Source organism: Paenibacillus tepidiphilus (assembly GCF_008635795.1).
In the GTDB taxonomy this organism is placed as follows: domain Bacteria; phylum Bacillota; class Bacilli; order Paenibacillales; family Paenibacillaceae; genus Paenibacillus_AQ; species Paenibacillus_AQ tepidiphilus.
Genome location: NZ_VWRQ01000031.1, coordinates 17,062 through 37,085, shown reverse-complemented (window position 1 = coordinate 37,085; position 20,024 = coordinate 17,062). Strand labels below are relative to the sequence as shown.

The following is a 20,024-nucleotide window of genomic DNA, read 5'->3' as shown; positions in this document are numbered from 1 at the left end:
ACAAAAAAACGTTTGCACGATTCTATGGCATTTCGTCCGCCGCTTCTATATCACAAACTTACTTTAAATCCGGCTAACTGGAGAATTCTAGTTTTGCATGTAAAAATTCGGCTGCATTTTATTCTCTTTTGTTGCGAAAAGATTAGGAATTTGGCGGTTTAAAACAGTTTCACTATTTACAATTAACTGCTCTTCGATTAATATTACTTTGTAAAGCAAACGGTTCCATTAGGAGGTTTCTATGACAGTTACCATAAAGGACGTGGCCAAGAAAGCGGGAGTTTCTCCCTCCACAGTATCCAGGGTGTTGTCAGGCCATCCCAGAATTAGCCTAGAAACTTCCCGCAAGGTTAAAGGGATCATGGAAGAAATGGGCTACACGCCGAACATGATGGCGAAGAGCCTCGTTTCGAAGACCACCAACAGCATCTGCATCATTCTTCCGAAACCGGCAGAAGAACTTTTCTCCAATCTGTTCTTTATGGAGTTAATCCGCGGGATTGTCACACAGTCCAGCCGTTCCGGATATGATGTGCTGATTAGCTCCGGCGCGAATGAACGGGAAGAGCTTGAGGCGGTATCCCGCCTGCTCAAGGGGCGCCGTGTGGACGGCGTCATTCTGCTGTATTCGCGTAAAGACGACGCTGTGATCGATTTCCTGGAAGCCGGCGGTTATCCCTTCGTGCTGATCGGCCGAAGCGACCGCTATGAGGAAATCCTTTCCGTGGACAACGACAATATTAAGGCTGCGTTCGATGCAACGAATCATCTGATCGCCATGGGCCATGAGCGCATCGGCTTTGTCAGCGGACCGCCGAATCTTATCGTTTCCCGCGACCGTCTCGCAGGATACCGCATGGCGATGGAGAGCAGCGGGCTTGAAATGAAGCCGGAATGGATTGTGGAAGGCGAGTTCCTGCAGGACAGCGGATACCGGGCGATGTCATTCTTCATGAATCTCCCTAACCGGCCTACAGCACTCGTCGCTGTCGACGACATGGTCTCCTTCGGAGTCCTGCGAGGATTAAATGAGCTGAAATATAAGGTCCCCGAGGACCTGGCGATTGTCAGCTTTAACAACATCCCGCTATCCGAATTGTCCAGTCCGCCGATCAGCAGCATCGACATCGGAATTTATCATCTTGGCTATACGGCCTCCCAGGTGCTGATCCAGAGCATTCAGAAGCCGGATAACCATGACGGATATACGAATCGGTTTGTGATTCCCCACCGGTTGATCGTTAGAGAGTCATCCATGTACGCTCCCGGGAAGAAATGATTGTGGAAACAGGAATAAATGAAGCTTTGCAGCTTCATTTATTTTTTCACTTTTTGTACAAACGTTTGCGCTATTCAAGGGAACTATTCTTACAAAACTAAGTTTATGCTTCCGAAGCGAGTTCTGTACGATCGCCAATTCAGGAAGCTATGCTCACAAAACTTAGCCTATGCTTCCGAAGCCAGTTTTGTACGATCGCCAATTCAGGAAGCTATGCTCACAAAACTTTTAGGAGGATCAACATGTCAGAAATCAAGGCTTGTCTATTCGATCTGGACGGTGTGCTCGTCGATACGGCCAGATATCATTTTATCGCCTGGCGGGAGCTGGCGGAGCAGCTTGGCTTCGTCTTCACCGAGCAGGACAACGAACGGCTCAAGGGCGTCAGCCGGGCCGCTTCGCTGGACATCCTGCTGGAGATCGGCGGGCTCACCTTGGATGAAGCCGAGAAAGCACGGCTCGCCGAGCAGAAGAATAACCGCTACGTCCAGTACATCTCCAAGATGGACAGCTCGGAGATTCTGCCGGGTGCCCTGGAGTTCCTGCAGGAATGCCGCGCCGCAGGCATTAAGACCGCGCTGGGCTCCGCCAGCAAGAATGCAGCCACGATTCTGTCCAATACCGGGCTTACGCCATATTTCGATGCCATCATCGACGGCACACATACAAGCGCTGCCAAGCCTGATCCCGAAGTGTTCCTGCTCGGTGCACAGGCCGTGGGCGTAGCCCCTGCCCACTGCGTCGTCTTCGAGGATGCCGAAGCCGGCGTGGAAGCGGCTACCCGGGCCGGGATGCGCAGCGTTGGCATCGGCTCGCCGGAAACCCTGGGCGCGGCGAATCAGGTTGTCCCTTCCCTGGCGCAGGTCAGTGTCGCCGGGCTGCGGGAAGCTTTTGCCGCTGTTTGATTATCCTAAGGTTATATCGACTGCTGCACCCTGCAGTCCCTACTGTTTACCCGGACTATCGGTGGGAGTTATTCTTGCGGATTGGCCTGTCCCATAGTTCATTTCATATCAACCCTTAATCTAAAGGAGCCGGTAATTCATGAAACAATATTTAAAAATTGATGAATGGTCGATCATTGAGGAATCCTTTGATCCGAACACCCAGGAAATTTCCGAGAGCGTATTCAGTATCGGAAACGGCTACATGGGCGGAAGAGCCAACTTTGAAGAGCAATACAGCGGCCACAGCCTGCAGGGCAGCTACATGGCCGGAGTCTACTATCCGGACAAAACGCGTGTCGGTTGGTGGAAGAACGGCTATCCGGAGTATTTTGCCAAAGTGCTGAACAGCACCAACTGGATTGGCATCAATATCGACCTGGACGGCACAACGCTGGATCTGGCGGCAAGCACTGTAGGTGAATTCCGCCGCGAGCTTAATATGAAGGAAGGCACGCTCTCCCGCAGCTTCACAGCCACCCTCCCGGACGGCAAGGAAGTGAAGGTGGAAAGCATCCGCATCGTCAGCATGGCCCGTCACGAAATCGGCGCCATCCGCTATTCGGTGACACCGCTTAACTTCTCCGGCGTACTCACCGTTACTCCTTATCTTGACGGCGACATCAAGAACAAGGATTCCAACTATGACGAGAAGTTCTGGAACGAGGTCGAGAAGAAAGCGGCCACGGACGGCGGCCACCTGACGCTGAAGACCAAAAAGCTCGATTTCCACGTCACCTCCGCCTTCGCCTACGACATCGTTGTGAACGGTGAGAAGCTGGTTACCGACGAGGCTGAAGCCATTGAGCAGGAGAAATATGTGGGCAGCAAAGTGGCTGTGCCTGTGCAGTCCGGAGACCAAGTGGTTATTTATAAATATGCCGCGAATGTCACTTCCCGCAATTACGGCCTTGGCCAATTGGTGGAAGCCGCGCAAGCCGCGCTGCAAAGCGCCCGCGAAGCCGGTTTCGTCGCACTGCTTACAGAGCAGGCCGCAGCCTGGGGCGAGAAATGGAAAGAAAGCGACATTATTATTGAAGGCGATGTCTCGGCGCAGCAAGGAATCCGGTTCAATATTTTCCAGCTCAACCAGACCTATACCGGCGAAGACGACCGTCTCAACATCGGACCGAAGGGCTTTACGGGTGAAAAATACGGCGGCAGCACCTACTGGGACACCGAAGCGTACTGCGTACCGTTCTATCTCAGCACCGCGGATTCCAGCATATCCCGCAATCTGCTGATCTACCGCTACAAGCATCTGGAGAAGGCGAAGGAAAACGCCCGCAAGCTCGGCTTCAAGAAGGGCGCGCTGTATCCGATGGTTACGATGAACGGCGAGGAATGCCACAACGAATGGGAAATTACGTTTGAGGAGATTCACCGCAACGGGGCGATTGCCTACGCGATTTACAACTATGTGAACTACACCGGCGACAAGGCTTATCTCGGCCAATACGGCCTCGAAGTGCTGGTGGAAATCTCCCGCTTCTGGGAGGAACGCGTCCACTACGCACAGCGCAAGGACCAGTACGTCATGCTCGGCGTAACGGGACCGAATGAATATGAGAATAACGTAAACAATAACTGGTACACGAACCGTATCGCTTCATGGACGATGGAGTATACGCTCGAATCCCTGGCTTATCTGCAGGAGCAAGAGCCGGCGCGTTATGCCGAACTGGCCGACAAGCTGGATCTGCAGGGCAGCGAAACTGCGAAATGGCAGGATATCATCGCCAAAATGTACTATCCGGCCGATGAGGAGCTGGGAATCTTCCTTCAGCAGGACGGCTTCCTGGATAAAGAGATCATCCCGGTTAAGGAAGTATCGCCGGAGAATCTGCCGCTGAACCAGAAATGGTCGTGGGACCGCATTCTGCGCTCCTGTTATATTAAGCAAGCCGATGTCCTGCAAGGCCTCTACTTCCTGGGTGACCGTTATGATCTGGACACAAAGAAGCGGAATTTCGATTTCTATGAGCCGATTACGGTGCATGAATCTTCCCTTTCTCCTTGTATCCACTCCATTCTTGCCAGCGAGCTGGGCTATAAGGATAAAGCTTATGAGATGTACCTGCGCACATCGCGCCTGGATCTCGACAATTACAACAACGATACAGAAGACGGATGCCATACAACCAGCATGGCAGGCACGTGGATGTCCATCGTTCACGGCTTCGGCGGCTTGCGTGTGCAGGAAGATCGCCTGATCCTGAATCCATCCAACCCGGGACACTGGACTTCATACTCCTTCAAAATCATGTTCCGCGGCGCGCGCCTGAAGGTGAAGGTCTCCGACCTGCAGGTTACTGTGGTCAACGAAACCGATATTCCGGCAGCCATTACGATCCATGGCAAAGACTATACTGTGAACGGCCTGAGCAGCGTTACTGCCGAAGGCTCCTCCGTTACGGCATAACAACGCTTTTACACCGGCCCCGCAGGCATTTGCTTACGGGGCTTTTTTTCCTACCAAAGCCTATAAAATTTCGAATTGTGTTAATAAACTTGAAGGGTGGAGTGGCGGAAGGGAATTTTGGAACTGGAGGAGCGGTAGCGTCCGCCTGAAAGCTTTCCGCAGGAAAGCTCGCATCGGAAGCATAGGCAGTCTGCGGATTTCAACCACGATCGGCGGTATAAATCAAGAAATCTGCAGATGGGCAGCGGCCGGAAGTCCAAATATTCGCTGTAATCACGTTCTTACCTTATATAGGGAATTCTTAAGTTTACACCATTCCATTTCAAAGGAGCTAACCCAATGAACAGAGCGTTTTGGAAAGAAGCCGTCGTCTATCAGATTTATCCCCGCAGCTTTCAGGACAGCAACGGAGACGGTATCGGCGATCTGCGCGGGATCATCTCGCGCCTTGATTATCTGCAGAAGCTGGGCGTCGATGTGGTCTGGCTGTCGCCGGTCTATAAATCGCCAAATGACGACAACGGCTACGATATCAGCGACTATCAGGATATTATGGATGAGTTCGGCACGCTGGCCGACTGGGAGGAACTGCTGGCCGGGATGCACGAGCGCGGCATCAAGCTGATGATGGACCTGGTTATCAACCATTCCTCGGATGAGCATGCCTGGTTCGTGGAATCGCGTTCCTCCAAGGATAATCCATACCGTGATTATTATATCTGGCGTCCCGGCGGACCGAACGGAGAACTGCCGAACAACTGGAGCTCCATCTTCAGCGGACCGGCCTGGGAATATGACGAGAAGACGGACGAGTATTATCTCCATCTCTTCTCCCGCAAGCAGCCTGACCTGAACTGGGAGAACCCGAAGCTGCGCGAAGAGCTGTACAAGATGATGGCCTTTTGGCTCGATAAAGGTGTAGACGGCCTGCGGATGGATGTCATCAACATGATCTCCAAGGTGGAAGGACTGCCTTCCGTCACCCACGAAGGGCTGGCGCCCGGAGACCTCGCAGGGGGCGGCGAGTATTATATGAACGGTCCGCGTGTGCATGAATTCCTGCAGGAAATGAACCGTGAGGTGCTGTCCAAATACGACGTCATGACTGTCGGCGAGACGCCGGGGGCCAGCGTTGAGGATGCCATCCTCTATACCGACGAGGACCGCAAGGAGTTGCAGATGGTGTTCCAGTTCGAGCATATGGATGTGGACGCCGGACCGACCGGCAAGTGGGAGGTCACGCCGTGGAACCTGACGAAGCTGCGTGATATCCTGCATAAATGGCAGGTTGGACTCGCGGAACGCGGCTGGAACAGCCTGTATCTGAACAACCATGACCAGCCGCGGATGGTATCGCGCTTCGGCAACGACGGCAAATACCGTGTCCTCTCGGCCAAAATGCTGGCCACGCTGCTGCATACGCTCAAGGGTACGCCGTACATCTACCAGGGCGAGGAAATCGGGATGACCAACGTGAAGTTCCCGGCGCTGGAAGACTACAAGGACATTGAAATCCTTAATATGTACCGCGAAAAGGTGACCGAAGGCGGCGCAGACCATGATGTAATCCTGAACGCAATCCACGTGAAGGGCCGGGACAATGCCCGTACCCCGATGCAGTGGAACGCCGGAGAGAATGCCGGCTTCACTACCGGAACTCCTTGGCTCAAGGTCAATCCGAACTATACGGACATTAATACCGAGCAGGCACTGGCCGATCCGGATTCAGTATTCTACTATTATCAGCAGCTCATTGCCCTGCGCAAGAAGCATCTGATAATGGTTTACGGCGATTACGAGCTGCTGCTGCCGGAGAATGAATATGTCTACGCCTATTCCCGTACGCTGAAGAATGAGAAATGGCTGGTACTGCTGAATTTCAGCGATGTGCCGCAGGAAGTGGAGCTGCCGGAGGAGCTGGCCGCCGTGAACGGCGTGATCGTCGGCAATTATGGCGGCGAGCAGCCTGCAGAAGAACGCGGCACTTTGCGTCCTTATGAGGCTGTTGTATATTCGCTCAAGTCATAGCCCAAAGCCCTCCGCCGGCTTCTGCTGAGCGGGAATCACTTTACGGGCGTCCCTGAACATGCCATCATAGGAGAATAAGGCCGGTACAGCTGCCGGCCCATCCGTTGCCGGATTTGTTGTTCCGCACCTCTCCCGGCATCTGTCTCAAGTGAGCACAGAATAACCGGACTATGAAGCAGGCCGCATGATAGGATGAGTTCAAGGGGAGATGGCGATTATGGAATGGCTGAACCGCATGAAAGACACGCTGGATTATATGGAGAGCAATATGACGAAGCCGCTGCGTATTGAAGAGGTGGCACGGATAGCGCATGTCTCGCCCTTTCATTTCCAGCGAATGTTCGGAATGATTACCGGCTTCACAGTGGCGGATTATATCCGCAAGCGCAGGCTGACCTTGGCCGCCCAGGAGCTGGCCGTGTCTAAGGCCAAGGTGCTGGAGGTCGCGCTGAAGTACGGCTACGACACACCGGAAGCCTTCACCAAGGCGTTCCGCAAGGCGCACGGCATTACACCCTCCGCTGCGCGTGAGCCCGGTGCTGCGCTCAAGGCCTTCCCCCGCCTCTCCTTCCATCTGTCATTGAAGGGAGATCAGGAAATGGAATACAGAATTGTGGAAAGAGCAGCGTTTCAAGTGATCGGCAAGTCGTGGGTGGTAGACACCTGCGAGGGAGAGAACTTCCGCAAGATCCCGCAGCTATGGAACGAGGTCAACAGCGACGGCACCTCCGAAAGATTAGAGTCCATCGGCGTGCACCCGAATCTCATGGGCATCTGCAGCGACATGGACATGCAGAAAGAAACGATGACTTACTGGATTGCCGCTGAAGGCTCCGAGGAGACCGATCCTCAAGGCTACGAAGTAACGCTTATTCCCGCTGCAACCTGGGCGGTCTTCACATCGGTCGGGCCTATGCCGCATGCGATCCAGAAGATTTGGGAGCGTATTTACTCGGAGTGGTTCCCTTCCACGGGCTATGAGCATGCGAACGCACCGGAGTTCGAGCTGTACCTTCCCGGTGATCCCGGAGCTGAAGATTATGTATGTGAGGTATGGATTCCCGTTGTAAAAAAATAAGATCGCTTGCCCGAACCTGAAGGACTTCACCCGCTGAAGTCCTTTTTCCGCTATTCTTCCGTTCTCTCATTTACCGCAAATGCGGCATTTCTATTTTGAGAAACGCGGCAAGCTTGGTATAATGAATTGACACCATAGCTCATGCTGTGTGCAATAGTCATTTTGAGATCCGGTGAAGGAGACACTCATGTCAATCGTAAAAATCTTTTCAGACAGCACTTCCGATTTGCCGCAAGGCTGGAAGGAAACGTATGATATCGGGATTGTTCCCCTGTATGTTGTGTTTCAGGACGGTACTTACAAGGATGGTGTAGACATTACGCCCGAGGAAGTATACAGCCGCGTCGCCGTAAACGGTGCTCTTCCCAAGACGGCCGCTCCTTCTCCTGCCGACTTTATGGCCGCCTTTGAGCCGGTCATCAGCAGCGGTGGGGATATTGTCTATATCAGTCTATCTTCGGCATTATCTTCTACATACCAGAACGCCCTGCTGGCAGCGGGAGAATTTCCGGAAGGCCGTGTCCGCGTGGTTGACTCCGAGACGCTGTGCGGCGGAATCGCGCTCCTGGTCATGAAAGCGGCGCGGGCCGCAGCCAAAGGGCACAGCAGTACCGAAATTGTTGCCATGCTCGAAGCGTGCCGCAGCCGGGTAGAGACGGAATTTGTTGTGGATACCCTGGATTATTTATATATGGGCGGACGCTGTTCGGGCATGCAGAATTTCATCGGCAGCCTGCTGAAGATCCGGCCTGTGCTGCGCCTGATTGACGGCGCCATCGTCCCGGTCAGCAAGATCCGCGGCAAGAAAGAGAAGGCGGTGGAGCAAATGCTGCAGCACGCCCTCGTGCATGCCGGGGAAATCGACAAGGAGCTGGTGATTGTCGCCCATACGATGGCAGAAGAAGATGCCGCATATCTGGTAGCGGAGCTGCGCAAGCAGATCCAGGTGGATGAAATCGCTGTGATTCACGCAGGCTGTGTCATCGGCAGCCATTGCGGACCGGCTACTGTGGGACTTATGTATATCCGATAATTACAGGGCAAGGCCCCGGCTTTCTTACGAAGCCGGGGCCTTGCTCGTGTATAGAATGTTAATAGAAGTCAGACGGAAATCCGGATTACTGGGAAGCTTCTGCCTCCCACATCTCCACTCCCGACTCTGCCTTCAGGAACGGCAGCATGAACCGGAAGGTGGAGCCCTTGTCTTCTTCACTCTCCACAAATATCGTGCCGCCCATCAGCTCCACCAGCTGCTTGCAGATCGCCAGGCCCAGTCCCGTACCGCCGTATTTGCGGTTAATGAACGGATGCAGCTGCGAGAAGGACTGGAACAGCAGATTGAGCTTGCTGTCCGCGATGCCTACTCCGGTATCGCGGACCGAGAACTCCAGCAGATATTCCGGCGAGTACGGCAGCGGAATATTCTTGACCGAGAGGGTAACGCTGCCCCGCTCGGTGAATTTGAGGGCATTGCCGACCAGATTGACGATAATCTGCCGCAGCCGGCTCGGATCTGTGGTGACAAAAGCCGGCACACTGGTATCCGCCCACCACCGCAGCGCCAGCTTCTTCTCCTCCGCCTTGGGGGTAAAGAGGTCGATAATGCCTTCCAGCATCTCGCGCAAATCGAAGGTCTCGGACTGCAGTGTCATCTTGCCCGCTTCCATCTTGCTGAAGTCGAGAATATCATTCAGAATCTGCAGCAGGCTGTAGCTGCTGCTGCGCAGAATCTCGGCGTAGCTGCGCTGCTCCTCTTCCAGCGGCGTCTCCAGCAGCAAATCCGCCATGCCGATCATTCCGTTCATCGGGGTGCGGATCTCGTGACTCATCATCGCCAGGAAATCGGACTTGGCCTGTGCAGCCTGTTCCGCCGACTCCTTGGCCCGCAGTATCTCGCGCTCGTTGGTGATATCGCTGAAGGAGATGACTGCACCGCAGATTGCACCGCCATCCATCAGCGGGGCAATCCGGTAATGGACGAAGAAGCTCGTCCCGTCCTTGCGCCAGAAGATATCATCCGACTTGGTGCGCGTAATGCCGTCCTCCAGCGTCAGCCGGACCGGACAGTCCATATTGGCAAAGCGGAAGCCGTCGCCGCCGATCCGCTGGATCAGCTCCATCAGCGGTATCCCCGTCAGCTCGTAGGGATCATAGCCCAGCATTTCGGCAGCTTCGCGGTTTACGAAGATGGTCCGCCCTTGCGTATCAAGTCCGCAGATGCCCGACGCTACGGAGTTCAGAATCAGACCCAGCCGCCGGTCCCCGGCCATGTCCAGAATAAGCTCAGGCTGATTGCAATCCGCAGCATCGCCTTCGGCGGCGGCTGCCGCTTCCTGCTGCAGCTCACCTTGCTCCTGCGCTGCCTGCAATCCGTCCAGCCAGCGCAGCAGCGATACAGGCAGCGGCTGTGTCCCATCGCAGCGGATTACCGCAAATACGCCGGCCACCCCTTCCTCCGCCGTAATCGGAATGTAGTTCATGGCTGCCGTCTGCCCCGCAGAGTCCTCCGCCATAACAAAGCTGGAAGGCATGCCCTGCAGCGCATCGGCAAAATAAGCCTCTCCGGGAACCGGCGCCAAGACGGCCGCCGCGCTTCCTGAGGGAGAAGGCGGTGCGCCGGCAATCAGCCCGCTCATGGGACGGTTGCTCTCCACATAACGCCCCTGTCTGTCCAGCACGAGGATCAAGTCCGGGTGCAATTCATAGAACGCTCTGTAAGCACTGTCAGCGGTCAGCATTCGGCTTAGAATGGAAGCCCAGTCTTGTGGCATGGCACACCTCCTTTATTATAACTATCTATGGTCTGCTCCGAATTTGCGGAAAAGCTCTATCTATGTAAAAAGACCTGAATTATTTTCTATTATAACAAAAAAAGCGCTACCGGTCGCCACATTCCGCCCCTAAATATCGCGAATTCAGTGAAAAAAACCCGCTATTCCGGGCTGATTTGGAGAAGCCATTTGTATTCTTCAGCCCTATCGGATAACGAGCGTAAAGAGGCGCTGCTCTCCAGGGAGAACAGCGCCTTCAATGCATGTGTATGGCTGCGATAATCGGCCTTAGGCCACATCCTTCACTTCAATATCACGGATGGAAAGATAGGCGATCAGAACACCGACCAGCGACAGCGACAGCGCCACGCCAAACTGATTGCCCAGCCGGAATTGTCCGACGCCGGAGGAGAGCACGCTGACCAGGAGCACAGCCGATACGAGCGTCGCCGGCACCGACTTTTTACGCATCCCGAAGAACAGCGGAATCAGGGCAATTCCTGCGCCGTATACCGCATCCGCTGCAATACCCGGCAATTCATTAAGCATCATCCGGACAGTCAGATCGCCTTGGATCACATCCGAGATGTAATAATCAATGCCGCCCAGCAGCAGGCTCAGCACAATATCGGACAGAAAGATCGAGATGAAGGTAAAGCCGAAGACAATGATCAGCTTGGCGGACATCAGTCTTTTGCGGGAGACCGGATACATAAACAATACAGTAATGGTATTGTTCTTGTATTCATCGATCACCAGCTTGCTGAGCAGCACGGAGGCGAAAATGATAAATATCGCTGTGACGAACACATACAAGCCGTCAAACACATCGGCATAGGTGCTGAATTCCCCTTCCTCGGTAAATACAACGAGCACCATAAAAGCCAGCAGAATCAAATCGGCAATGAGCACTCCGCGCAGCAGCCTGGTCTTGTTCTTACGCATTTCCAGTTGGATCAGCTTAAGCAATGCCTTCACCCCCCATCAGTTCCATAAAATAATCCTCCAGCGAATGATGCTTCTTGCTGATGCTGTCCAGCTCCACATTGCCTTCGGTCATCGCTTTGTTGACCTCCAGTTGGGAAACGGCGTCGTAAATCCGGATGGTGCGTGCATTCAGCACCTTGTAATTGGATAAGCCCAGCTTATGCTGCAAAATATAAACCGCTTTGTTGCATTCGCCGGTTTCAAGCTCAATATATTGCGTATTCCGGGTACGGATCGTATCCATCGCCACTTCTTCCAGCAGGATGCCATCACGGATCAAGCCGACAGTATCGGCGAGCTGCTCAATCTCCCCCAGGATATGGCTGGAGATCAGCAAGGTCATCCCATAATCCCTGCTCAGCATGCGGAATATATCGCGCAGCTCCTTGATGCCCAGCGGGTCCAGACCGTTGATTGGCTCATCCAGAATCAGGAGCTCCGGCTTCGTCATGACGGCACGGGCAATGCCCAGCCGCTGCTTCATCCCCAGCGAGAACTCTTTTACCGGCTTGCTGTCCGTCCCTTTGAGGCTAACCAGCTCAAGCGCGTCCTGCATCGCCTTGGGGTCATAGTAACCCATATATTCGCCGTGCAGCTGCAGATTCTCCTTGGCCGTCAGCTTATCGTAGAAGACCGGGTATTCAATAATGCTGCCCATGCGCTTCAGCACTTCGTAAGACTTGGGGGCCAGCGTCTCGCCGAACAGCTCGATCTCGCCCGACGTCGGCTTCACCAGGTTGGTGATCATCTTCATGACTGTTGTTTTGCCCGCGCCGTTGGGCCCTAAGAATCCGTATATCTCTCCTTGCCTGATCTGCATGTTGACGTTATTGACGACTTCCTTGCCCCGGTAGACCTTGGTCAGATTCCAGGTCTGCAATATGTTTGACATCTCCGTTATCCCCTTTGCCGTTTCTTTGCTTCCTGGTTCTTATTGTACAGGGCGGAGCTTGCTTTTTTATTACCTGATTCTTACGTAAATCTTAAGTTGCTCCGCGTGCCGTTAATAATTGAGCCTGGGGAACGTCAAGGTGAACACGGTCTTGACATAAGGCTTGCTGTCCAGGGTGATGCGGCCCTTCATCTGTTCGGTTAAGCGTTTGGTGATGGTCAGGCCGAGGCCGCTGCCCTGGTAGAAGCGGTTGCGCGAATCCTCCAGGGTATACAGCCGTTCAAATACTTTGTCAAGCTGCGTGTCAGGTATGCCCTTGCCCCGGTCCCATACCTCGACCGTTACCTGCCGACCTTCTTGATCCCCGTACACCCGGAGACCCAGAACTCCTCCGGCATCGCCGTAAGCTATGCTATTGGAGATCAGGTTAGACAACACCCGGGTCAGCGCCTCTTCATTTCCCATCATGTAAAGCGGCTCCTCCGGAATCTCCACCTCCACCTTGCTTCCCTTGGCACTGAGCAGGTCATAGAAGGCGAGAATGTTGCTGCGGCAGACTTCTCCCACATCGACCTTGGACAGCGGTATGTCCTTATCACCCGATTCCAGCTTCGCCAGGTCGAAAAAGCGGTTCATCAGCGCAATCACCTCTTCGGCTTTGCGCCGGATCGTCTCCAGCATCTGCTGCCGCTCGGCCTCCGGCATCTCACCCTGATCCTGCTGCAGTGTCTCAATATATCCAAGTACGACGGTAAGAGGCGTCTTCAGGTCGTGCGAAACATTGGCCAGCATATTCCGCATGGACTTCTCCAGCTGTGCCCGTTCTACTGCTCCCCTATGGCTGGCGTCAAGCAGCCGGTTAAGCGCAGCCAGCAGCAGCCGTATCTCCGGATGCTCGCTGAAGAGCAGCAGCCGCTCATGCGAGCCCGTCTCAACAATACGGTCCAGCTTCCCGTGGATGTACTGCAGCTCGCGCGCGCTCTGCCGCAAGCGGTAGGCCTGCCACCCGATCACAGCCAGTAAAAGCGCAATAATCACACCAAGCAGCGCGGCGATCATTCGGCCTCTCCCAGTTTGTAGCCAATGCCCCAGAGGGTCTTAATGATACCCGGATTGGACGGGTCCTCCTCGATCTTCTCGCGCAGCCGCCGCATATGTACGTTAATCACATTCTCGTCCCCGTAATATTCATCTTCCCAGACCTGCCGGTAAATCTGCGCCTTTGTGAAGACCCGGCCCGGGGAGGTCACGAACAGCTTCAGAATATGGAACTCCTTGGCCGTCAGCTTGATTTCCTCTCCGTTCTTCCAGACCGTGAAATTGTCCAGATCGATCGCCAGATGGCCCAAGGTAAGCACCTGCTTCTGTTCCTCCTGCCTCCCGGTCTCACCGGCCGGCGGCGCTGTATACCCGGCCCGCCGGATAGCCGCCTTCACCCGGGCCGTCAGCTCAATCATGGAGAAGGGCTTGGTGATATAGTCATCTGCGCCGAAGCCCAGGCCCAGCGCTTTGTCCACATCACTGTCCTTCGCCGATAGGATCAGCACAGGCACGAGGCTACGCTCCCGGATACTCCGCAGCACCTCATGGCCGCCGAGCTTCGGCAGCATCAGATCGAGCAGCACCAGATCAAAGCGTTCTCCGCTGCGCAGCAGCTCCACCGCCGCTTCGCCGTCGAACGCGGCGCTTACTTCAAAGCCTTCTTTTTGCAGATACGAGCTTACCATTTCGTTGATATCATGATCATCTTCGATAACCAGCACATGTTGCTGCACGACGCTACCTCCCTGAAATCTATCGCTTGTTCCCTAATTATAGCAAGAATTATCACCGTACAGCTGCTTCTGCCCATATTTCAGGTTCACTAAAGGTACGGCGCGTATCATGCTGCTTAAGCAATAAACAAATCGAGGTGATGCTGGAATGAAGCAAAAGAATACTAAACGAACAGGGAGCTTCAAACAGAATGTCGTTATAGGGATTATACTTGTTCTCCTGATCATCGGAGGCGTGGTCTATAAGCTGGCTGACCGTTACTTGATCGAGCATGTGGAAGTCGTCGTGGCCGATGCCGCTGCGGCGGACGAAGCAAGTGATACTTCCGCCGCTGAAGAGGTTAACGCCGTTTCCGATGACTGGAGCTACAGCAGTGAGGATATTCAGATCAAGATTGATGAGGTGCAGACGGGTTCGGGTTCGGACCAGATTACGTACTTTGTGGCGGATGTCGTGCTTGAGGATGCCGGCAGTCTGCAGACCGCTTTTGCCGATAACAGCTTCGGCACGAATATTACGGAGGTGACCTCGGAGATTGCCGAGAGCAATAATGCCATCTTTGCGGTTAACGGGGACTATTACGGCTTCCGGGAAGACGGGGTGATTATCCGTGGTGGCACGGTCTACCGGGACAATCCGGTCCGGGATGCGATGGCACTGCTGTCGGACGGAACGATGGAGACGTATAACGAGGAAGAGGTTGCCTCCTCCGAGCTGCTGGCGCAAGGAGTCACGAACACCCTTTCCTTCGGACCGGTCCTGATTCAGGACGGACAAATCACCAGTGATTTCAGCAATGTCAAAATCGATACCAATTTCGGCAACCGCTCGATCCAGAACGCGAATCCGCGGACGGCCATCGGCATGATCGCTCCGAACCACTACGTGTTCGTTGTCGTTGACGGCCGCAATGAAGGCTACAGCCGGGGCATGACCCTGACCGAGCTTGCACAGCTGATGCAGGACCTAGGAGCAACGGAAGCCTATAACCTGGACGGCGGCGGTTCCTCCACCATGTATTTTATGGGACGGGTCGTCAACAACCCGCAGGGTAAGAACCAGGAACGCGGCGTAAGCGACATACTTTACATCAAGGAGTGACCACAGCTATGACGATTCTAATTCCTGCTTATGAACCGGACGACCGGCTGCTCGATTTGATTATACGGCTGAAGGACTATCAGCTTGACCCTATTGTGGTCGTAGATGACGGCAGCGGCCCGGCCTACTGCGGACTGTTCAAGACGGCGGAGGCGTTCGGCTGCCATGTGCTGACGCATGCCGCCAATCTGGGCAAGGGAGCGGCCCTTAAGACCGGATTCCACTATATCCGGGATACCGGACTGCCTGGTTATGTCGTCACCGCAGACAGCGACGGGCAGCATCTCCCTCATGATATCAACCGGGTTGCCGGGGCGCTGCACAGCCAGGCCACACCCGCCATTGTCCTGGGCAGCCGCCGCTTCAGCGGGAGGATTCCGCTGCGCAGCAGCTTCGGCAACTCGGTGACCCGGGGTGTGTTCGCACTCACCACAGGCACAAAGATATATGATACCCAGACCGGGCTGCGCGGCTTCGCCCCTTCCATGCTGGAGTGGCTGTGCCGGGTCCCCGGCGACCGGTTCGAATACGAGATGAACCTGCTGCTGAACGCCCGCAAAGAGGGTTACGGCATTACCGAGGTGTTTATTGACACCGTGTATCTGGATAATAATAAATCCTCCCACTTCCGTCCGCTCGCCGACTCCTTCCGGATCTATCTGCCGATTCTGATGTTCAGCACCTCGTCCCTGCTGTCGGCGCTCCTGGACTTCCTGCTGCTGTTCCTGTTCCAGCGCCTGTCCGGTAACCTCTTCCTGTCGGTGGTCGCAGCAAGACTGTGCAGTTCCGTCTTTAACTACTCCGTGAACCGGAAATATGTATTTACCGGCGGTAAAAGTTCGCGGCTCCAGTCGCTGCCGAAATACTTCTCGCTCGTCATCCTCGTGCTGCTGGCCAATTACGGGCTGCTCTACTTCTATAACGAGAAGCTGATCCTCCCGCTGGCCGTTGCGAAGATTCTGACGGAGGCATCGATCTTCGTATTCAGCTACTGGGCGCAGCGGAGGTTTGTGTACTAGCGGCTGGCCTCGGCTCCTCGGCTCTGAGGCGGTAATCGGTCGGCGATACACCGTTCCGCTTCTTGAATGCCTTGCTGAATTGGTAGACGTCGGAATAGCCGCATGCTCTAGCAATATCTCCCACCGGATCTCCTGTGAACCGGAGCCGGCGGACCGCATGCTCGTTGCGCAGCTGTCCCAGATACTCCTTGGGGCTGCATCCGTACTGGGCTGCGAAGGCCCTGCGTAAATAGACAGGAGAGAAGCCAGTCTGCTCGCATAACTCGGTGATACGCAGCTCGGCGGCAAATCCCGTATCAAGCTGCTCCTTGAACCGGCGAAGCGTCGCTGCCATATCCTGCTCACTTCTCTTTATATCCCCTTCTTCTGCAGCTTCGTGCAGCTCCGGAAGCAGCCGGTACCACAATGATTTCACCCGTGCCTCCCGCACGGGATCTCCCGGTACCCATCCCCGCTCCGCTTCCCGAAAGAGTGCGCCGATCCTTCGTATACGCTCACTCTGCAAAGTCATCAGAAACGGAAGCCGCAGCCTGCTAATGGGCTCCGGAACCTCCCATCCCTCCACACTTCTCCGCAGCGACGCGCAATCAAACAGCAGCATTGTCATCCGTAAAGGATAGGCTTCGGAGGACTTCATGTATAGCGGCAATCCGGGCCAAAGGTATACTACAGTGCCAGCTTCAACTTCCCGGTCTCCTTCTTCGCACCGGAATACCCCTTTCCCGCTATAGATGTAGTAGAAGGTATGCCCGGAAACGTTCTGCCGTATGTCCTCCCAGCCCGGCACTGCCGGTTTGGCCAGCACCCAGTGGATATGCGCAGCCAAATTCCCCAATTCATATCCCATCCTTCTTCCTCCCAAGAACATTCTGTATCGTTTATGATAAATGATTCCGATTGGTTTTGCCATTGTCCCTTCGCAGCTCCAGGTGCTACACTCCCATCATAAAGGGTAGAAATCGCTTGGACCCTAATAAATTAATGGAGATGATGGATTTGATTCGAACCTTTCAACAGCACCGGCTGCGGGAGTGTCATCTGCTTGACGGATTGTGGGATTTCGTTTTTGACAAGGATAACCTCGGATTAGCTGAAGGATGGCATGCCGATTTTCCTGCCGTTTCCGAGCAAATGCCGGTGCCGGCTTGCTGGAACAACGAGCTTGGCAAATTTGAATACGAGGGGGTTGCCTGGTACCGCACCCGGGTAACGCTTGAGGAAAGCAGCCATGTGCGCCTGTTGTTTCATGCTGTGCTGGGACATGCCGATGTGTACTGGGACGGTAACCATTTAGGCTACCATTATGGAGGCTATACTCCCTTCCACTTTACAATTCCCACTGCCACGGCTGGAATCCACGAGCTCATCGTCCGCACGGACAGCACACTGGAGCTCAATACCATTCCGTACCATATCGTGGACTGGTTCCATTACGGCGGCATCATCCGGCCTGTGGAGCTGCAGCTTCTCCCGGACGTCTCCATTGAGAATATGCGAATTACCTACGAGATGACCGGTGATTCCAGCGCTGACATCCGGATGAAGATGAGCCTTCGCTCCCTGTCGGACAGCCCGGCGGAAGTGCCCGTGTCCCTGTACCGGAACGGAGAATTATTCCACACCGAGAACGTACGCCTTAATGCCGGTGAACGGTTGGAATTAAACATAGAGCAAGTCTGGACGGAGCTGGTCCGGTGGGAGCCGGAGAATCCCGAGCTTTACCTGATCCGCGCCGTAGCCGGCCGGGACGACCGGGCGGACCGCATCGGGTTCCGCACCGTGGAGACGCGGAACAAGAAGATTCTGCTGAACGGCAAGGAGCTGTATCTCCAGGGTGTCAACCGTCACGAGGAGCACCCGGAATGGGGCTTCGCCTTCCCTAACAAATTGATGACCAAGGACCTGGATATTATTCTGCAGATGGGCTGCAACACTGTGCGGGGTTCCCATTATCCTCAGAGCGAATACTGGCTGGATCTGCTGGACGAGCGGGGCGTGCTCTTCTGGGGCGAGATTCCGATCTGGGGTGCCGCTTTCCCGGCCGAGCATACGGACGATCCCTTGTTCGTTCAACGCGCGATGACGATGATGGGCGAGATGATCGAGCGGGATTTGCACCATCCCTCCATCCTGTTCTGGTCCGTCCATAATGAAATCGACACACGCTCCAAGCAGGCCTATGACTTGTCCGTCAAGATGACAGAGCTTGTCCGGGCCAAGGACTCGTCGCGGCTTGTCGCTTACGCCACCATGCACCCTATGACTGACATTTGCCTGGGTCTGTTCGATGTCATCGGTATCAACTACTATGACGGCTGGTATTTCGGCCACACGAAATTTGAGGAGATGCTCTCGACCTTCCATGAGCGCTGCCAGGCTTACGGAGCAGAGGAGACTCCTGTGCTGATGACCGAATTCGGCGGAGCGGGCATCCATGGCGATAGCGGCTGGGAGCCCCGTTTATTCAGCGAGGACTATCAGGCGGAGATCCTCAGCAAGGCGCTGAAGCTGTTCCGGAGCGACACGAAGATAAGCGGCACTTATGTCTGGCAGTTCGCGGATACCCGGGCTCAGCTGGAAAGTTTCCGCCCCCACTTCCGGGACCGCGCCCGTTCCTTCAATAATAAAGGTCTGGTCACCGAATACCGTAAACCCAAGCTCGCTTACCGGGTGGTCAAGGGCATTTATACGGAATGCTCCGATCCATACAGCTGGGGCTCGACATTGAAATAATCAATTCAGGAGCCTGTCTTAGTAAGACGGCTCCCTCTCCAATTCCGTGAACCCATCCAATCACCGCTCCACCGAAACAGTAGAAGGACTGACGGTGTTTAGTGCACATAGCCCCGGATTTCGGGCAGTGACCGGTAAACGTCCGTCTCCTCTGCCAGTCCGATGATATATTCGGCCAGACCGGTCATTTCCTGCCCGTCCCTGCTGTTGTCGCATTCGCTCCAGGTATAGTGCTGCTCCCTGCTGCCGAATGCAACGCTGAGCTCATAGCTGGCGTAAGGCTTGATATTGCAGGCTTCGGACACCTCTTTATCCGCCAGATAATCGGCCAATACCACTCTCCGGTAAATCTGCTGCATCTCATCCTGTGTATACTTAAACGGGACGGGACCTGCCGCAGTGCCATCCAGGAGGTCTTTGACCAATGTTCCGTCCGGTGTATTAATTTCATTTCCGCGGCCAAATCCATATTTCAGCACAAAGCCGAAGCTGCCTAACTGCTTCGGATCAAAATCCAGCCGCAGCAATTGCCGGTCAGGGACCTCTCCGTCGCAGCCCGTCAGCGTGTAACTAAGCATCGTCTCCGTCTCTTCGCGCTTCAAAGCGGAACAGGTATAGCTGCGGACCACCTTGGGTCCGTATGCATCTTCCGTCGTATCAAGGGTATACTCCAGCTTGCCGCGCTTATATTGCAAATCCTCAAAGATAGGATCGCCCTCTACCGTGAGCTGGACCACCCGCTGACTCCCGCTTTTCCGCTCCATAAACGTATCCAGCCGCTCCACATTTTTGACCTTGAAGCGGTATTTAATGATCACATCCTCCTCCCAATTGATCTCATGATTTGCAGACGAGACCAATTCGCGCTGGATGAGGTAGGCGACCAGCAAAATAAGGAGAATCGCAATCGCCGCTATTACCACTATCCCGGCCCTCCGGATTCGTGCTGATTTCGATTTCGCCTGAGTAGGCTCTGAGTAACGCCTTATGGGCA

The 20,024-nt window shown here is 54.6% G+C and carries 16 protein-coding genes; 9 read left to right on the top strand and 7 right to left on the bottom strand.

Translation table 11 applies throughout. The annotated features are described in order from the left end of the window. Nucleotides 1-241: 241 nt before the first annotated feature. From F1379_RS27120 to F1379_RS27095, 6 genes are all read left to right on the top strand, one after another. A complete protein-coding gene (locus tag F1379_RS27120; RefSeq protein WP_150275595.1) occupies nt 242-1,279 on the top strand; it encodes a LacI family DNA-binding transcriptional regulator in 1,038 nt (345 codons plus the stop codon). Nucleotides 1,280-1,521: 242 nt separating this feature from the next. Then, on the top strand, nt 1,522-2,184 hold the full coding sequence (gene pgmB / locus F1379_RS27115) for a beta-phosphoglucomutase (protein ID WP_150275594.1): 663 nt from the start codon (nt 1,522-1,524) through the stop codon (nt 2,182-2,184). Nucleotides 2,185-2,323: 139 nt separating this feature from the next. After that, entirely contained in the window at nt 2,324-4,645 is a 2,322-nt protein-coding gene (locus tag F1379_RS27110) for a glycoside hydrolase family 65 protein (protein ID WP_150275593.1), read from the top strand. A 339-nt stretch (nt 4,646-4,984) separates the two neighbouring features. Continuing rightward, complete coding sequence (locus tag F1379_RS27105) at nt 4,985-6,673, top strand: glycoside hydrolase family 13 protein (protein ID WP_150275592.1); 1,689 nt, start codon at nt 4,985-4,987, stop codon at nt 6,671-6,673. A gap of 217 nt (nt 6,674-6,890) precedes the next feature. Then, complete coding sequence (locus F1379_RS27100; protein ID WP_150275591.1) at nt 6,891-7,751, top strand: AraC family transcriptional regulator; 861 nt, start codon at nt 6,891-6,893, stop codon at nt 7,749-7,751. A 187-nt stretch (nt 7,752-7,938) separates the two neighbouring features. Continuing rightward, nucleotides 7,939-8,784 carry a DegV family protein gene (locus F1379_RS27095; RefSeq protein ID WP_150275590.1) on the top strand — a complete coding sequence of 282 codons (846 nt, stop codon included), beginning with the start codon at nt 7,939-7,941 and terminating at the stop codon, nt 8,782-8,784. An 85-nt stretch (nt 8,785-8,869) separates the two neighbouring features. Here the strand turns inward: F1379_RS27095 and F1379_RS27090 are convergent, their stop codons facing one another. The 5 genes from F1379_RS27090 to F1379_RS27070 all read right to left on the bottom strand — a co-directional run bounded on the left by F1379_RS27090 (nt 8,870) and on the right by F1379_RS27070 (nt 14,176). Continuing rightward, entirely contained in the window at nt 8,870-10,522 is a 1,653-nt protein-coding gene (locus tag F1379_RS27090; protein ID WP_150275589.1) for a PAS domain-containing sensor histidine kinase, read from the bottom strand. A 288-nt stretch (nt 10,523-10,810) separates the two neighbouring features. Next, nucleotides 10,811-11,500: an ABC transporter permease gene (locus F1379_RS27085; RefSeq protein ID WP_239004839.1), complete on the bottom strand. Its 690-nt coding sequence runs from the start codon at nt 11,498-11,500 to the stop codon at nt 10,811-10,813. After that, on the bottom strand, nt 11,484-12,401 hold the full coding sequence (locus F1379_RS27080) for an ABC transporter ATP-binding protein (protein WP_150275587.1): 918 nt from the start codon (nt 12,399-12,401) through the stop codon (nt 11,484-11,486). The genes F1379_RS27085 and F1379_RS27080 overlap by 17 nt, the downstream gene beginning before the upstream one ends. 111 nt (nt 12,402-12,512) lie before the next feature. Then, nucleotides 12,513-13,457 carry a sensor histidine kinase gene (locus F1379_RS27075; RefSeq protein WP_150275604.1) on the bottom strand — a complete coding sequence of 315 codons (945 nt, stop codon included), beginning with the start codon at nt 13,455-13,457 and terminating at the stop codon, nt 12,513-12,515. Continuing rightward, nucleotides 13,457-14,176: a response regulator transcription factor gene (locus F1379_RS27070; RefSeq protein WP_150275586.1), complete on the bottom strand. Its 720-nt coding sequence runs from the start codon at nt 14,174-14,176 to the stop codon at nt 13,457-13,459. Before F1379_RS27070 ends, F1379_RS27075 begins: the two co-directional genes overlap by 1 nt. 148 nt (nt 14,177-14,324) lie before the next feature. Here F1379_RS27070 and F1379_RS27065 point away from each other — a divergent pair, with 148 nt between their 5' ends. Then, nucleotides 14,325-15,278 carry a phosphodiester glycosidase family protein gene (locus F1379_RS27065; RefSeq protein ID WP_150275585.1) on the top strand — a complete coding sequence of 318 codons (954 nt, stop codon included), beginning with the start codon at nt 14,325-14,327 and terminating at the stop codon, nt 15,276-15,278. Between the two features lie 8 nt (nt 15,279-15,286). Then, nucleotides 15,287-16,297: a bifunctional glycosyltransferase family 2/GtrA family protein gene (locus F1379_RS27060; RefSeq protein WP_150275584.1), complete on the top strand. Its 1,011-nt coding sequence runs from the start codon at nt 15,287-15,289 to the stop codon at nt 16,295-16,297. On the opposite strand, the gene F1379_RS27055 is transcribed toward F1379_RS27060, so the two are convergent. After that, nucleotides 16,263-17,144, bottom strand: coding sequence for an AraC family transcriptional regulator (locus F1379_RS27055; protein WP_150275583.1), 882 nt, complete (start codon nt 17,142-17,144; stop codon nt 16,263-16,265). The genes F1379_RS27060 and F1379_RS27055 overlap by 35 nt on opposite strands. Nucleotides 17,145-17,293: 149 nt before the next feature. Here F1379_RS27055 and F1379_RS27050 point away from each other — a divergent pair, with 149 nt between their 5' ends. Beyond that, complete coding sequence (locus F1379_RS27050) at nt 17,294-19,030, top strand: glycoside hydrolase family 2 protein (protein WP_150275582.1); 1,737 nt, start codon at nt 17,294-17,296, stop codon at nt 19,028-19,030. Between the two features lie 98 nt (nt 19,031-19,128). On the opposite strand, the gene F1379_RS27045 is transcribed toward F1379_RS27050, so the two are convergent. Then, a complete protein-coding gene (locus F1379_RS27045; protein WP_162551296.1) occupies nt 19,129-19,953 on the bottom strand; it encodes a DUF4362 domain-containing protein in 825 nt (274 codons plus the stop codon). Nucleotides 19,954-20,024: the final 71 nt, after the last annotated feature.

Bases quoted from the DNA above. Each gene is read 5' to 3' on its own strand.
- F1379_RS27120 (WP_150275595.1), top strand. From the start codon at position 242: ATGACAGTTACCATAAAGGACGTGGCCAAGAAAGCGGGAGTTTCTCCC.
- pgmB (WP_150275594.1), top strand. From the start codon at position 1,522: ATGTCAGAAATCAAGGCTTGTCTATTCGATCTGGACGGTGTGCTCGTC.
- F1379_RS27110 (WP_150275593.1), top strand. From the start codon at position 2,324: ATGAAACAATATTTAAAAATTGATGAATGGTCGATCATTGAGGAATCC.
- F1379_RS27105 (WP_150275592.1), top strand. From the start codon at position 4,985: ATGAACAGAGCGTTTTGGAAAGAAGCCGTCGTCTATCAGATTTATCCC.
- F1379_RS27100 (WP_150275591.1), top strand. From the start codon at position 6,891: ATGGAATGGCTGAACCGCATGAAAGACACGCTGGATTATATGGAGAGC.
- F1379_RS27095 (WP_150275590.1), top strand. From the start codon at position 7,939: ATGTCAATCGTAAAAATCTTTTCAGACAGCACTTCCGATTTGCCGCAA.
- F1379_RS27090 (WP_150275589.1), bottom strand. From the start codon at position 10,522: ATGCCACAAGACTGGGCTTCCATTCTAAGCCGAATGCTGACCGCTGAC.
- F1379_RS27080 (WP_150275587.1), bottom strand. From the start codon at position 12,401: ATGTCAAACATATTGCAGACCTGGAATCTGACCAAGGTCTACCGGGGC.
- F1379_RS27065 (WP_150275585.1), top strand. From the start codon at position 14,325: ATGAAGCAAAAGAATACTAAACGAACAGGGAGCTTCAAACAGAATGTC.
- F1379_RS27060 (WP_150275584.1), top strand. From the start codon at position 15,287: ATGACGATTCTAATTCCTGCTTATGAACCGGACGACCGGCTGCTCGAT.
- F1379_RS27055 (WP_150275583.1), bottom strand. From the start codon at position 17,144: ATGGGATATGAATTGGGGAATTTGGCTGCGCATATCCACTGGGTGCTG.